12 protein-coding genes are annotated in these 14,868 nt (G+C 75.3%); 7 read left to right on the top strand and 5 right to left on the bottom strand.

What is annotated here, in order from left to right:
• Nucleotides 1-152: 152 nt before the first annotated feature.
• A complete protein-coding gene (locus ABT034_RS32410) occupies nt 153-1,790 on the bottom strand; it encodes a hypothetical protein (protein WP_351220661.1) in 1,638 nt (545 codons plus the stop codon).
• A gap of 37 nt (nt 1,791-1,827) precedes the next feature.
• Entirely contained in the window at nt 1,828-2,022 is a 195-nt protein-coding gene (locus ABT034_RS32405; RefSeq protein WP_015032212.1) for a hypothetical protein, read from the bottom strand.
• 309 nt (nt 2,023-2,331) lie between these two features.
• Here ABT034_RS32405 and ABT034_RS32400 point away from each other — a divergent pair, with 309 nt between their 5' ends.
• From ABT034_RS32400 to ABT034_RS32375, 6 genes are all read left to right on the top strand, one after another.
• Nucleotides 2,332-2,724, top strand: a complete 393-nt coding sequence (locus tag ABT034_RS32400) for an ankyrin repeat domain-containing protein (RefSeq protein WP_351220660.1) — start codon at nt 2,332-2,334, stop codon at nt 2,722-2,724.
• Between the two features lie 255 nt (nt 2,725-2,979).
• On the top strand, nt 2,980-4,395 hold the full coding sequence (locus ABT034_RS32395; protein ID WP_351220659.1) for a HEAT repeat domain-containing protein: 1,416 nt from the start codon (nt 2,980-2,982) through the stop codon (nt 4,393-4,395).
• Nucleotides 4,396-4,615: 220 nt separating this feature from the next.
• The gene (locus tag ABT034_RS32390; protein WP_351220658.1) at nt 4,616-5,737 is read left to right on the top strand and encodes a glycosyltransferase family 4 protein; all 1,122 of its coding nucleotides are present in this window, start codon (nt 4,616-4,618) and stop codon (nt 5,735-5,737) included.
• On the top strand, nt 5,734-6,942 hold the full coding sequence (locus ABT034_RS32385; RefSeq protein WP_351220657.1) for a glycosyltransferase: 1,209 nt from the start codon (nt 5,734-5,736) through the stop codon (nt 6,940-6,942). The genes ABT034_RS32390 and ABT034_RS32385 overlap by 4 nt, the downstream gene beginning before the upstream one ends.
• A 167-nt stretch (nt 6,943-7,109) precedes the next feature.
• Nucleotides 7,110-7,928, top strand: a complete 819-nt coding sequence (locus tag ABT034_RS32380) for an SGNH/GDSL hydrolase family protein (RefSeq protein WP_351220663.1) — start codon at nt 7,110-7,112, stop codon at nt 7,926-7,928.
• A complete protein-coding gene (locus ABT034_RS32375; RefSeq protein WP_351220656.1) occupies nt 7,925-11,668 on the top strand; it encodes a hydantoinase B/oxoprolinase family protein in 3,744 nt (1,247 codons plus the stop codon). The genes ABT034_RS32380 and ABT034_RS32375 overlap by 4 nt, the downstream gene beginning before the upstream one ends.
• Here the strand turns inward: ABT034_RS32375 and ABT034_RS32370 are convergent.
• From ABT034_RS32370 to ABT034_RS32360, 3 genes are read right to left on the bottom strand one after another with little or no spacing between them, the layout of a single operon-like run.
• Nucleotides 11,652-12,515, bottom strand: a complete 864-nt coding sequence (locus ABT034_RS32370) for a 5-oxoprolinase subunit C family protein (protein ID WP_351220655.1) — start codon at nt 12,513-12,515, stop codon at nt 11,652-11,654. The two genes, ABT034_RS32375 and ABT034_RS32370, sit on opposite strands and share 17 nt — an antisense overlap.
• Nucleotides 12,512-13,147 (bottom strand): 5-oxoprolinase subunit B family protein, encoded by a 636-nt coding sequence (locus ABT034_RS32365; RefSeq protein WP_351220654.1) that lies wholly within the window; start codon nt 13,145-13,147, stop codon nt 12,512-12,514. Before ABT034_RS32365 ends, ABT034_RS32370 begins: the two co-directional genes overlap by 4 nt.
• On the bottom strand, nt 13,144-13,914 hold the full coding sequence (locus tag ABT034_RS32360; protein WP_351220653.1) for a LamB/YcsF family protein: 771 nt from the start codon (nt 13,912-13,914) through the stop codon (nt 13,144-13,146). The genes ABT034_RS32365 and ABT034_RS32360 overlap by 4 nt, the downstream gene beginning before the upstream one ends.
• A gap of 134 nt (nt 13,915-14,048) precedes the next feature.
• Here ABT034_RS32360 and ABT034_RS32355 point away from each other — a divergent pair, with 134 nt between their 5' ends.
• On the top strand, nt 14,049-14,807 hold the full coding sequence (locus tag ABT034_RS32355; protein ID WP_351220652.1) for a GntR family transcriptional regulator: 759 nt from the start codon (nt 14,049-14,051) through the stop codon (nt 14,805-14,807).
• Nucleotides 14,808-14,868 lie beyond the last annotated feature (61 nt).

Here is a 14,868-nt window from a genome sequence, read left to right as displayed (position 1 = left end):
TTGCGGGGGCGTCGGCGCCCCCCGCCCGGCGCGCCCCCGCCGGGGGGGGGCGGGCCCCCCCCCCCCGCCCGCCCCCGGCCTCTCCGCGTGCGCGTTGCTCGGCTTCGTACCGGCCTCTACGCGTGCGCGTGCGTGACGCTCGGCTAATCCGTTCAGCCCTCGGCCGCCACGGGCGCGTGCAGGGGAACCGGGCCCGGATCCGGTTCGGCGGCGCGGGGTGCCGGGGCCGGTTCGGGGGCCGAGCCGATGACGGTCCCGACCGCCGCGGCCGTCGCGACCGCCGCCGGGCGGCGCTCGGGGAGGAGGTCGAGGACCGCCTTCCGGTGCGTCTCGCTCGTCGCGTCGTCGTACGGGTCGGGCGTCGCCGGCACCTGGAGGCGCAGGACCGGGCCGTTGCCCAGGCGCGCGTAGCCGCGGCCCGCCGGGACCTGGGGCGTCGGGGTGGTGTGCGGCCCGGCGCCGAGCACCGCGGCGATCTGCTCCGGCTCGGCGGGCCCGAGCACGATCCGGGCGCGGGTGTGGGTCCGTACCGCCTCGCTCAGCGTCTCCGCGCTGTCGAACTGCTCGGCGACCACCACCGTGACCTGGGCGGCCCGCCCGTGCCGCAGCGGTACCTGGAGCAGCTCCTGCGGGTCGGTGCGGCCGTCGGCGGCGGCGAGGTGGCCGAGGATGCTCGGCCGGTCGAGCAGGATCCACAGCGGCCGACGGGTGTCCTCGGGGGCCGGGTGGCCCGCCTGCCGGGCCCGGTTGGCGGCGATCAGACGCCGTTCCGTCTCGTGCGCCGCCCACTCGAGGCCGGCCAGGGAGCCGGAGAGCCCGCACTCGACGGCGAGGACTCCGTCACGGCCGGTCAGGCAGGCGTACTCGCCGGTGCCACCGCCCTCGATGATCATCACGTCGCCGTGGGGGAGGGCCTGGAGGGCGATGGAGCGCAGCAGGGAGGTGGTGCCGCTGCCCGGCTGACCGACGACGAGCAGATGCGGCTCGGTGGAGCGGGGTCCGGTGCGCCAGACCACGGCCGGCGCGTCCTCCGTACCGTCCCCTGCGACCACGGGGACGGTCCGCTGGACGGCGTCCGCGTCGGTGAAGCCCAGGACGGTCTCGCCCGGAACGGTGACGAAGCGCTGGGCGGCGATGGTGGTGGGCAGGGCGGGCAGCACGCTCATGACGAGCCGGTTGCCCTCCTCGTCCCAGTCGAAGCGGTACTCGCGGCCGCGTCCCGACTTGGCGTGCAGAAGGTGCTCGATACGCGCGCGTGCGTCGGGCTCGCCGTCGGTGAAGTAGGGGGGGTACGCGATTTTCAGCCGGGTCGGCCGCCCGTCCCCGTCGAACGCGTACTCGGCGAAGGCGCCGCTCCAGTCGCCACCGTGGGTGAAGAGCGGGGCGGGGTCCTCGGGGACCGAGAAGTAGGGCACGAGGGCCTCGTACAGGCCCTTGAGCCGGGCGATCTCCGCGTCGTCGGGCCCGGTCCTGACGACCCGGCGCTCGCGTCCCTTCCACGCGGCCGCGCCCATGAGCGTGACGAGCGCGAGGAGCGGCCCGTACGGCATGAGGACGACGACCAGGACGCAGGCCGCGACCAGGAACAGCGTGGGACCACGCCGCTCCTTGGGGGTCGCGGCCCACTTGGCGCGCGCGGTCGCGGCCAGCTTCCGCAGACCACGGGAGACCGTGATCAGCGGATGGAGCACGTCGGTGGCGCTGTCGGCGGCCGTGCGCGCGATCTCTCGACTGCGAGCGATCTGCGCGCTGCCGCTGCTCAGAATGCGGGGGAGTGGTCGCCGGGCCACGAAGAACTCCTGAGGTGGTGGAAGGGACGGAAGGGCGTCAGAACTTGATCCCGCCCAGGAGACCGGCGAGGCTCTGCCCGCCCGCCGTGATGCTCGGGGCGATGGCGGTGCCCGCGAGGTAGAAACCGAACAGAGCGCTGACGAGGGCGTGCGAGGCCTTCATCCCGTCCTTCTTGAAGAACAGGAAGCAGATGATGCCGAGCAGGACCACGCCTGAGATGGACAGGATCATTTGGTGTTCTCCTGGTTGAGGGGACAGTCACCATGAGTCCTTCCAAGTTCACAGCAAGTATCTATGTGACTAAAGGTTCATTCAGGTGAAAAACGGGTGATTTCACTTGACCGGCGGACATCGAACGGGCTGACGAGTGGCGAAATGTCGGGCGTGCGTTAGAGAGACGCCCGGGGGGCGGGCTGCCGTGATCTTTGCCTCGGTCGGGCGAGGTCATGTCACCGAACGGGCAGTACCCTGTCGATTCACTCGTACGGCCGCGCTTGCCGTGCGCAGGCCCACCACGCAGGAGAGAGGCGGTCCCACCCGATGAGCGAGACTCCGGACCCCGAGGTCATCGAGCTGGCGTCCAAGGTCTTCGACCTCGCCCGCACCGGGGACGCCGACACGCTGGCCGCCTACGTCGACGCGGGCGTCCCCGCGAACCTCACCAACGACAAGGGCGACTCGCTGGTCATGCTCGCCGCCTATCACGGCCACGCCGCCGCCGTTTCCGCGCTCCTCGCGCGCGGTGCCGACGCCGACCGCGCCAACGACCGCGGCCAGACCCCGCTCGCCGGCGCCGTCTTCAAGGGCGAGGAAGCCGTGATCCGCGCACTCCTCGACGGGGGCGCAGATCCGGAAGCCGGGACTCCGTCCGCCGTCGACACGGCCCGGATGTTCGGCAAGACCGAACTCGTCGAACTCTTCGGAACCCGGTGAACGGGCGCTGAACCCCAGGTGAGAGCGGCGTCGTAAATGTGGTCGCGGTGGCGAAATGGGTGGGTCATCATGACGTCGGGCCCGGCAAAACGGGCCACCGACGAGAGGCAGAGGAAGATGGTCACTGGCAAGCGCAGGACGACGGGCGGCCCGACATGTTGCCGCACGGCCTAGGCGTACAGCGATGTACCGCCTGACCCGGGTCATCCCGGTTTCCCCCGGTCGTGTCGACAGCTTGATGTGAGGCGTCTCCCCATGTTCGATCCAGTCATAGCGCCGAGCGGCACCCTGCTCGGCCTGCTGCAGCGGGGCCGCGGCGACGGCACCCTGCACGCGCTCGCCGCCCCACGCGCCGAGGCCCTCTCGGCGCTCAACCACTGCGTTCTCGAAGACCCCCGCCACGACTGGCAGGTCGAGAACCGCTCCCTCTACTACGCCCGTCTCTACCTGGACCTCCACGGCGGTCTCGACGAGATCGAGGCGCACCTCCTCTGCGCCGAGGACCACCTCGACACCGAGGACTCCAGGACCGGGCTCGCGCTCTCCGTCCTCGGGCACCTCGCGTCGTACGGCCGCCAGGACGCCCTGCTCCTGCTCCGCCGTTACGCGGCGACCGGCACGAACTGGGCCTGGGCCCTCGACGAGCTGGCGCTCCGCGACGACGACGCCGGCCTGCGCGCGCTCGCCGTCCCCGTCCTGGCCCGCTTCCCGGCCGACGCGGAGGGCGACGCCGAGCTGGCCCGCGTCGTGCGGGACGCCTTCGAGCCCCGCCCGTGGCGCCTGTGGGCGGAGGACCAGCGCGACGCCGTCGGCGCCCGGGTCAGGGCCGCCCAGGAACAGGGCTCCTTCGACCGCTGGCAGCGCCAGATGCGCCCCGCCGGGCCCCGCCCCGGCTGGAGCGTGCGGGCGGTCCTCGACTGGGCGCAGGAAGGGTACGAGCGCGGAGCCGTCCTGTACGGACCCGCCGCCCGCTGCCTGACCGCCGTCGCGGGACCCGAGGACCGGCCCGAACTCCTCGCCGCCGCCCGGCACGGCGCCGTGGGCGCCCGGGGTGCGGCCCTGCACCACCTCGCCGAGTCGCGGGACCCCGCCGTCCTCGACCTCGTCGAGGCCGCCGCCGACGGCGACTCCCGCGAGGTCGCCGAGGCAGCCGTCGCCGCCTACCGGCGCATGTGCGGAGAGGACGCGGTCGCCCGCGCCCGCGCGTGGGTCCGCAGGACCGACGCCCTCGGCGCCGCCGCCGCCGACGTGCTCGCCTGCCGCGGCACCGCCCAGGACTCCCCCTCCGTCCTCGGCGCGCTCCGCGACACCATCCGCTCCGAAGGCCCCGACTCGCCCGCCCTCGCCGGGCTCGTCGACGGCGCCGGACGCCTCGGCATCGCCTGCGCGGCCCCCGTGCTGCGCCACGTCTACCGCGAGACGGCCTCCTCCCAGCTACGCGGGCGCGTGGCCGTCGCCCTCGCCGCCACCGACCCCTCCTTCGCGACCGGCTTCGCCGTCGAATGCCTCTGGGACTGCGAGGAGACCACCCGCGAGGTCGCGGCCCAGCACGCCGAGACCGCGGACGTACGCGTCGCCGAACGACTCCGCCGCCTCGCCGCCGACCCGGCCGAGGAGGTCGAGGTCCAGACCGCGGTCCGCAACCGGATAGGCCCGGACCTCCAGGTCTGACCCCCGCCCCGGCTCCGGGGCGGCGCGGCCCCCGGCGGAGAACCCGCCGAGCGAGGCCCCGCCCCGGAGAGGTGGGGCGGCGGGGGCGGGCCGTCACGCCCCCCCCCGTGGCACCTTGGGCCCCCGGACACGCGTCCCCGCGCGAAACGCTCATGGGACGTTCCCTCCCCGTCCAGATCGACGTTGGCGGGGACACGCCGGGCGGGACGACAACACCCGTATGCGTGTCGTCATCGTCACCGAATCCTTCCCTCCCGACGTCAACGGTGTGGCGCACTGCGCCCTGCAGACCGCGCGCCATCTCGTCCGGCGGGGCCACACCCCGCTCGTCATCGCCCCCGCCGTCGCCGACCCGGCCGCGGACGCCGACGCGCCCTGCGCCGTCGTCCGGGTGCCCTCCCTTCCCCTCCCCGGCTATCCGCAGGTACGGGTCGCCCTGCCGAGCCGCCGCGTCGCCGCGGCCATCGCCGCCCACCGCGCCGACCTCGTCCACCTCGCCGGCCCCTTCGTCCTCGGGGTCCGGGGAATGACGGCGGCCGCCCGGCTCGGCATCCCCGCCGTCGCCGTCTACCAGACCGACCTCGCCGGCTACGCCCGTACCTACGTGGGGACCGGCGAGGGCGCCGCATGGCGCCGCCTCCGTGCCGTCCACGGAGCGGCGGACCGCACCCTCGCCCCCTCGACCGCCGCCGTCCGCGACCTGGAGGCCCACGGCATAGGCCGTATCCGGCTCTGGGGGCGCGGCGTGGACACCGTCCGCTTCCACCCCGCGCTGCGGGACGACGCCCTGCGCGGGGAACTCGCACCCGACGGAGAACTCCTCGTCGGTTACGTGGGCCGCCTCGCCCCCGAGAAGCGCGTGGATCTCCTCTCCGGCGTGGGAGAGCTCCCCGGTGTACGCGTCGTGGTCGTCGGGGACGGACCGAGCGGGCCCGCGCTGCGCACCGCGCTGCCGGGCGCCCGGTTCCTGGGCCGCCGCACCGGCGCCGACCTCGCCCGGATCTTCGCCTCGCTCGACGTGTTCGCCCACACCGGCCCGTTCGAGACCTTCTGCCAGACCGTCCAGGAGGCCATGGCGAGCGGCGTCCCGGTGATCGCCCCCGCCGCCGGCGGGCCCCTGGACCTGGTCGACCACGGGCGGGACGGGCTCCTCGTACCACCGGGGGACCCGGACGCGCTGCGCGACGCCGTCGCCACGCTCGCCGCCGCACCGGAGCTGCGCGCCGCGTACGGCCGGGCGGGGCGGGCCGCGGTCGAGGGCCGCACCTGGGAGGCCCTCGGGGACGAGCTCATCGGCCACTACCTGGAGGTCCTGCGCGAGCGGACGGCGGTGGCGGCGTGAGCGGCGACGGCATCCGGGGCGGCGGCATCCGCGGCGGTGGCGTGAGAGGCGGGCTCCGGATCGTGCGGCTCGCCAACTTCGTGACCCCCACATCGGGCGGCCTCCGCACGGCCCTCGACCAGCTCGGCCGCGGCTACCTCGCCGCCGGGCACGAACCGGTCCTCGTCGTCCCCGGTGACGTCGAGAGCGACCACGACACCCCGCAGGGGCGGGTCATCACCCTCCCCGGCCCCGTGCTGCCCGGCACCGGCGGCTACCGGGTCCTCGCCGACCGGCGCCGGGTGAGCGGTCTCCTCGACGCACTCGCCCCCGACCGGATCGAGGTGTCGGACCGTACGACCCTGCGGTGGACGGGGGAGTGGGCGCGGCGCGCCCGCGTGCCCTCGGTGATGGTCTCCCACGAGACCGCGGACGGCGTGCTGCGCACCTGGGGCATGCCGCCCGCGCTCGCGGCCCGCGCGGCGGACCGGCTCAACCGCCGCACCGCGTGGGCGTTCGCGCGGATCGTCTGCACCACGGAGTGGGCGGAGCGCGAGTTCCTGCGGATCGGCGCCCGCAATGTCGTACGGGCTCCGCTCGGCGTCGATCTCGACCGCTGCCGGCCCGGCCGCCGGAGCACCGTGCTGCGGGACCGGTACGCCGAGGGGGAGCGGGTGCTGCTCCTGCTCTGCTCGCGCCTCTCCGTCGAGAAGCGGCCCGGCACGGCCCTGGACGCCCTCGCGGAGCTGCGGGAGGCGGGCATCGACGCCGCCCTGGTGGTCGCCGGTGACGGGCCGCTGCGGGGCGCCCTGGAGCGGCGGGCGCGGGAGCGGCGGCTTCCGGTGCGGTTCGTCGGACACGTCGCCGATCGGGAGGCCCTGGCGGACCTCCAGGCGGCGGCCGACGTGTGCCTCGCGCCGGGGCCCGCGGAAACGTTCGGTCTCTCCGCCCTCGAAGCCCTGGCCTGCGGGACCCCCGTCGTCGTCAGCGCCTCCTCCGCCCTGCCCGAGGTCGTCGGCACCGCGGGGGCCGCCGCCGTGGACACGCCGGGAGCCTTCGCCTCCGCCGTCCGGGGCGTCCTCGCCGAACCGGAGACCGCCCGCCGCGGCGCCGCACGCGCGCGTGCGGAGAGTTTCACCTGGGACCGGTCCGTCACCGCCTTCCTCCGGGCCCACGACGCCCTCCTGGCACCGGAACCGAGCGTGCCCGAGGAGGCCCGCCGGTGACACAGGACCAGGCGACCGCCCCTGCCCCGGCCCCTGGCCCTGTCGCGGGGGCCGCCCCGGTCGCCGTCGCAGCCCCCGCCACGGTCGTCCCCGCCCCGGCCCCCGCCCTCGCCCGAGTCCCTCCGCCCCGCCCCGCTCCCGGCGCCGCCGGCCCCGTCCGGTTCGTCGTGCTCGGGGACTCGCTCAGTGAGGGTGTCGGGGACCGGGTGGGCGGGGCCTGGCGGGGCTGGGCGTCGCTGCTCGCCGACGGGCTCCCGGCCGACGGGCAGGGCACCGCCTTCCTGAACCTCGCCGTCAGCGGGGCCCTCAGCGGGGACGTCGCCGCCCGGCAGGCTCCCCGCGCCCTCGCCTTCCGACCGCACCTCGCCTCCGTCGTCGTCGGAGTCAACGACACCCTGCGCCGCACCTTCGACATCGGGCTCCTCGCCCGCCACCTGGACCGCGTCTGCGCCGACCTCGACGCCGCCGGAGCCGTACTCCTGACGGCCTGTCTGCCCGACCCCGGCCGGATGCTCGGCCTTCCACCCCCGCTGGCGCGCCCGCTCGCCCGCCGCCAGCGGTCCGTCAACGCCGTCGTGCACGCCCTCTCCGCCCGGTACGGGGCCGTCCATCTGCACCTCGCCGACGACACCTGGACCCAGGACCGCACCCTGTGGAGCGCGGACCGCCTCCACCCCGGCGAGCGCGGCCACCGGGCCGTCGCCGAGGGCTTCCACCGGCTGCTCGCCGCCCGGGGACTCGCCCACGGCGTGCCGCCCGCACGGGAGCCCGCCCAGCCACCCCCGACCCGCGCCGAGGCCGCGCTCTGGCTCGCCACCGCCGGCACCGGCTGGCTCCTCCGCCGCAGCCACGACCTGCTGCCGCAGCTCCTGCTCCTCGCAGGCGCCGAGCTGCGCCACTGGGCCGACGGCACGGGCCCCGCCCCCCTCGACGCGCGCGCGGACACCGCCCTCGCCGCCGCGCTCGCGGCGACAATGGGGAGATGAACGGGCGCTGGGAGTTCTGGATCGACCGGGGCGGCACCTTCACCGACATCGTGGGCAGGCGCCCCGACGGCGGTCTCGTCACCCGCAAGCTGCTCTCCCACGACCCCGCCCGGCAGCAGGACGCCGCCGTCGCCGGAATCCGCCTCCTGCTCGGCCTCCGGCCCGACGAGCCCGTCCCCGCCGACCGGATCGCCGTCGTCAAGATGGGCACCACCGTCGCCACCAACGCCCTCCTGGAGCGGCGCGGCGAGCCGACCGTCCTCCTCGTCACGGAGGGCTTCCGCGACGCGCTCCGCATCGCCTACCAGAACCGGCCCCGGCTCTTCGACCGCCACATCGTGCTTCCCGAAGCGGTCTACGCGCGCGTGATCGAGGTCCCCGAGCGGGTCGACGCCCACGGCCGCCTCGTCCGGCCCCTGGACGAACCCGCCGTCGCCGAAGCACTCGCCACCGCCCACCGCGACGGGTTCCGCTCCGCCGCCGTCGTCCTCCTGCACGGCTACCGCCACCCGGCCCACGAGGCCCGGATCGCGACGATCGCCGCCGCCGCCGGCTTCACCCAGATCAGCTGCTCGCACGAGGTCAGCCCGCTGATCAAGCTGATCCCCCGCGGCGACACCACCGTCGTCGACGCCTACCTCTCGCCGATCCTGCGCCGGTACGTCGACGAGGTCGCGCGCGAACTCGCCGGCATCCGCCTCATGTTCATGCAGTCCAACGGCGGGCTGCGCGAGGCGGCCCACTTCCGGGGCAAGGACGCCGTCCTGTCAGGACCGGCCGGCGGCGTCGTCGGCATGGCGCGCACCTCGGCGCAGGCGGGACACCACCGGGTCATCGGCTTCGACATGGGCGGCACCTCCACCGATGTGTCGCACTACGCCGGAGCATTCGAGCGTGAACTCGGTACACAGGTCGCCGGGGTACGGATGCGCGCACCGATGATGAGCATCCACACCGTCGCGGCGGGCGGCGGATCCGTCCTCCACTACGACGGGCGCCGCTACCGCGTGGGCCCGGACTCGGCGGGCGCCGTCCCCGGCCCCGCCTGCTACCGCCGCGGCGGGCCCCTCACCGTCACCGACGCCAACGTCATGCTGGGCCGCGTCCAGCCCGCCCATTTCCCCGCCGTCTTCGGCGAGTCCGGCGACCGGCCCCTGGACGCCGACGTCGTACGGGAACGGTTCACGGCCCTCGCCGAGGAGGTCGGCGGCGGCCGCACCCCCGAGGAGGTCGCCGCGGGCTTCCTGGAGATCGCCGTCCTCAACATGGCCAACGCCGTCAAGAAGATCTCCGTGCAACGCGGCCACGACGTCACCCGGTACGCCCTCACCAGCTTCGGCGGCGCCGGCGGCCAGCACGCCTGCGCCGTCGCCGACGCCCTGGGCGTCGACACCGTCCTCGTACCGCTGCTGGCCGGAGTGCTCTCCGCGTACGGCATCGGCCTCGCCGACGCCACCGCCATGCGCGAACGGTCCGTCGAGGCCGAACTCGACGCGCCCGGCACCCCCGCGCGCGTGACGTCCCTCTGCGCCGAACTCGCCGATGCGACCCGCGCGGAGCTGCGCGCCGACGGCCTGCCGGACGCGGCGATCACGACGTACGCGCGCGTACTCCTGCGGTACGCGGGCACGGACGCGAGCCTCCAGGTCGACCTCGCGTCCCCCGAGGAGCTGAAAGCGGCGTTCACGGCTGTCCACCGCGCACGGTACGCCTTCGTCCTCGAACGGCCCCTGGTCGTCGAGGCCGTCTCCGTTGAGGCCGTGGGCCGCGCCGGGCCGCACGGCCCCGTCCAGGCCGACCCGGCGGCTCCGGTGGACTCGGTGGCTCCGACGGACCCGGTGGCCCCGGACGGACGGCCCGGCCCCCTCACGCCGCACGCCACCGTCCGGATGCACAGCGCCGGCACGGCCCACGACACGCCCTTCCACCGCAGGGAGGACCTGCGGCCCGGAGACAGCGTGGACGGGCCCGCGCTCCTCGCCGAGGCCGACGCCACCACCGTCGTCGACAGCGGCTGGCGGGCCACCGCGACCGGCACAGGACACCTCGTCCTGTGCCGCGTCACCCCCCGCCCCGCCCGCGTGGCGGCCGGCACGGACGTCGACCCCGTCCTCCTGGAGGTCTTCAACAACCTCTTCATGGCCATCGCCGAGCAGATGGGCGTCCGCCTGGAGAACACCGCCCAGTCCGTCAACATCAAGGAACGCCTCGACTTCTCCTGCGCGCTCTTCGACGCCGAGGGCAACCTCATCGCCAACGCGCCCCACATCCCCGTCCACCTCGGTTCCATGGGCGAATCCATCAAGGAGGTCCTGCGGCGCCGCGAGGACGACCTGCGCCCCGGCGACGTCTACGCGATCAACGACCCGTACCACGGCGGCACCCACCTCCCCGATGTCACCGTCGTGACCCCGGTGTTCGGCGACGAGGGACATGAACTCCGCTTCCTCGTCGCCTCGCGCGGCCACCACGCCGAGATCGGCGGGATCACCCCCGGCTCCATGCCCGCCTTCAGCCGGACCGTCGACGAGGAGGGCGTCCTCTTCGACAACTGGCTTCTCGTACGGGACGGGCGGCTGCGCGAGGCCGAGACACGGGCCCTGCTCACCGGCGCCCGCCACCCCTCCCGCGACCCGGACACCAACCTCGCCGACCTGCGCGCCCAGATCGCGGCCAACGAGAAGGGCATCGAAGAACTGCGCAAGGCCGTCGACACGTTCGGACTCGACGTCGTCCAGGCCTACATGCGGCACGTCCGCGCCAACGCCGAGGAGTCCGTCCGCCGCATCGTCGCGCGCCTTGACGACGGCGCGTACCGCTACGAGACCGACGGCGGCGCGGTCATCCAGGTCGCGGTCCGCGTCGACCGCGAACGGCGCTCCGCCGTCCTCGACTTCACCGGCACCTCCCCCCAGCTCCCGGGGAACGCCAACGCGCCCACAGCGGTCGTCATGGCCGCCGTCCTGTACGTCTTCCGCACCCTCGTCGACGAGGACATCCCGCTCAACAGCGGCTGCCTGGAGCCCCTGGAGATCCGCGTCCCGCCCGGCTCCATGCTCGCGCCCACCCACCCGGCCGCCACCGTCGCCGGAAACGTCGAGACCTCCCAGGCCGTCACCGGCGCGCTCTACGCGGCCCTCGGGGTCCAGGCGGAGGGCTCCGGCACCATGAACAACGTCACCTTCGGCAACGCGCGCGTGCAGTACTACGAGACCGTCGCCAGCGGCTCGGGCGCGGGCGACGGGTTCGACGGCGCCGACGCCGTCCAGACCCACATGACCAACTCCCGGCTCACCGACCCCGAGATCCTGGAGTGGCGCCACCCGGTCAGGGTCGACGCCTTCGCGGTACGGGAGGACGACGGCGGGCGCGGCCGGTGGCACGGCGGCCACGGGGTCGAGCGCCGCATCCGCTTCCTCGAACCCATGACGGTGGCCCTCCTCACCGGACACCGCAGAGTCCCCCCGTACGGCATGGCGGGCGGCGAACCGGGCGCCCTCGGCGAGAACCTCGTGGAACGCGCCGACGGAACCGTCGAGCGTCTCGGCGGCGCTGCCACCACGGAGGTCGGCCCCGGCGACGTCCTGATCCTGCGCACCCCCGGCGGCGGAGGCTACGGCCCACCGCCCGACGGCCCACCACGCGGCGAGCCACCGCCCGACGGCCCACCGCCCGACGGCCCACCACGCGGCGAGCCACCGCCCGACCGGCCCCCCGAAGGCCTCAGCGCGTCGGCGTGAAGCGCACCGGCGTCCCCGGTACCGCCTGCGCCGCCGCGCCCAGGTCGGCCTCACGGACCACCCCGACCACCGGGTAGCCCCCCGTCGTCGGATGGTCCGCGAGGAAGACCACGGGCCGCCCGTCCGGCGGCACCTGGACCGCGCCGAGGACCATGCCCTCGCTCGCCAGTTCTCCCGGCAGCGCCCGCTCCAGGGCCGGGCCTTCGAGTCGCAGCCCGATGCGGTTGCTCGCCGGTGACACCCGGTACGCGCGCGTGGCGAGGGTGCGGAGCGCGGCGGCGGTGAACCAGTCGTCGCGAGGGCCGAGCCGGACCCGCAGGACGAGTTCGTCCGGCGGGCCCGGCCACGGGGGAGCGTCGACCGACCCTCGCACGCCCGTGTCCGGCCCGAGCGGCAGGACGGCCTCCTCCACCAGCGGTGCCGGACCGAGGCCGGACAGCAGGTCGGTGGAGCGGCTGCCGAGCACCGGTTCGACACCGATCCCGCCGCCGAACGCCACGTACGCGCGTACCCCGCGTACGGCCGCGCCGATGTCGAGGACGGACCCGGCCGCCACCCGGACCGCGGTTCCCCAGGCGGCCGGACGTCCGTCCACCCGGACCGGGCAGGGCGCGCCGCCCACCGCGACGGTCACCGAGCAGCGGGGACGCAGGGCGCAGCCGTTGACGGTGGTCTCCAGGACGGCCGCCGACTCTGGATTGCCGACGAGCCGGTTCACGAGCCCCACGGCCGCCGGATCGAGGGCGCCCGAGCGGGGCACACCGAGATGCGCGTAGCCGGTACGGCCCAGGTCCTGCACCGTGGTCAGCGCCCCGGCCCTGACGACGGCGAAGGCCCTGTCGGTCATCGCCCGCCCTCCGCCGTGAACCGCACGCGGGCGCCGGGGGCGAGCAGCGCGGCCGGCTCACGGCCGGTGTCCCAGAGCACCGCGTCCGTCGTGCCGACCAACTGCCAGCCGCCGGGGGAGGACCGCGGGTACACACCCGTGTACGGGCCCGCCAGGGCGACCGAACCGGCCGGGACGGCGGTCCGCGGAGTGGCCCGCCGCGGCACCCCGTACCGCTCGTCGAGCCCCGTCAGATAGGCGAAGCCCGGCGCGAACCCGCAGAACGCCACCCGGAACTCGGCCGACGTGTGGATCCGTACGGCCGCCTCGACGGACACCCCCCACAGCCCGGCGACCTCCGCGAGATCGGGCCCGTCGTAGCGGACGGGTATCTCGATCGCCTCGCCCACGCGCGCGGGGGACGGCCCTGCCTCCCAGCCGGTCAGCTCCGCCGCCAGCCGGTCCGGGTCGGCCACCCCGTCCAGCAGAATGGTCCGGGCCGCCGGCACGATCTCCCGTACGGCGGGCAGGGTGCCGGCCGCCCGCCGCCGCAGCAGCTCCGCGTGGAACGCCTCCGCCTCCGCGCCCCCGGCCAGCTCGACCAGGAGCGCCCGCTCACCCACGCGCAACGCGCGCGTGCCGAAGGCGGTCACGCGAAGGCCTCCACCCGCACTCCTGACGCCTCGAGGCGCTCCCGGACCCGCCGGGCGAGATCCACCGCGCCCGGGGTGTCGCCGTGCAGGCACAGCGACCGGGGCCGTACCGCGACGGAACTCCCGCAGTGCGCGGTGACCACCCCGAACCGGGCCATGGCCAGCGACCGCTCCACCACCGCGGCCGGGTCGCTGACGACCGCCCCCGCCTGCCCGCGCGGCACGAGGGAACCGTCCGCGAGGTAGGCCCGGTCACCGAAGGCCTCGGGGACGACCGGCAGCCCCGCCTTCGCGGCCGCCTCGTGGAGCCGCGATCCGGGCAGGCCGAGGACCGGCAGCGTGCGGTCCGCGAGCAGGACGCCGTCGACGACCGCCGCCGCCTGCTCCTCGTCCCGGACCACCCGGTTGTAGAGCGCCCCGTGCGGCTTCACGTACGCCACGCGCGCGCCTGCCGCCCGTGCGAAGACCTCGAGGGCGCCGATCTGGTACGCCACCTCGGCGGCCAGTTCCGCCGCGGGGACGTCCATCGAGCGCCGTCCGAATCCGGCCAGGTCGCGGTACGAGACCTGGGCGCCGATCCGGACCCCGCGCGCGGCCGCGAGCTCGCACACCCGCCGCATGGTGGCCGCGTCCCCGGCATGGAAGCCGCAGGCCACGTTGGCGCTGGTCACGACGGAGAGCAGCTGCTCGTCGTCGGTGAGCGTCCAGCGGCCGAAGCCCTCGCCGAGATCGGCGTTGAGATCGACCGGGGCCGGGGGCGTGCGCATCTGTACCTCGCAGGAGGGGGGACCGTACGGTGCCGTCAAGGTAGAGGATTGTTGAACGATCCGACAAGATGATGGTCGTCCGGACCTGGCCGTACGGTTGGCTCGGCCGTGTACGACGTACGAGAAGGAGCGGCGTGGCAGCGAGCGGCACCGGGGACCTGGCCGACGACCGGGCCCTGCTCGGGCGCACCAGCACGGCGGAACGGGTCGCGGACATCCTGCGCACCCGCGTCGCGGAGGGCTACTTCCCGCCCGGCACCCGTCTCTCCGAGGACGGCATCGGCGGCGCGCTCGGCGTCTCCCGGAACACCCTGCGCGAAGCCTTCCGGCTCCTCACCCGCGAGAGGCTGCTCGTCCACGAGCTCAACCGGGGTGTCTTCGTCCGTGTCCTGGCCGTCGACGACGTGGACGACATCTACCGCACCCGGCGGCTCGTCGAGTGCGCCGTCGTACGGGGCCTGGGGCGGCCGCCGTACGCCCTGGACGCTCTCGCCGCCGCCGTCGGGCACGGCGAGACCGCCGCACGCGCGGGCGACTGGCCGGGTGTCTCGACGGCCAACATCCACTTCCACCGCGAACTCGTCGCCCTCGCGGCCAGCGCACGCACCGACGAGCTGATGCGCGGCGTCCTCGCCGAACTCCGCCTCGCGTTGCACGTCGTCGACGACCCGCGCGCCCTGCACGAGCCCTACCTCGCCCGGAACCGGGAGATCCTGGACGCCCTGCGAGCCGGTGAGCGGACCACGGCCGAGGACCTCCTCGCCCGTTATCTCGACGACTCCCGCACCCGGGTCGCGGCCGCGTACGCGCAGGCCGTCGACACCCCGGCGGGACCGGCGGACCGGCCCCCGACGGGCATGGCGGCCCGACCCCCGGCGAGCCCGGCCGGCTGACCCCGGCGAGCCCGGCCGGCTGACCCCGGCGAGCCCGGCCGGCTGACGCACGCGAGCCCGG

Source organism: Streptomyces sp. NPDC002773, assembly GCF_040295605.1.
Taxonomy (GTDB): domain Bacteria; phylum Actinomycetota; class Actinomycetes; order Streptomycetales; family Streptomycetaceae; genus Streptomyces.
This window is presented reverse-complemented; position numbering and strand designations above follow the sequence as displayed.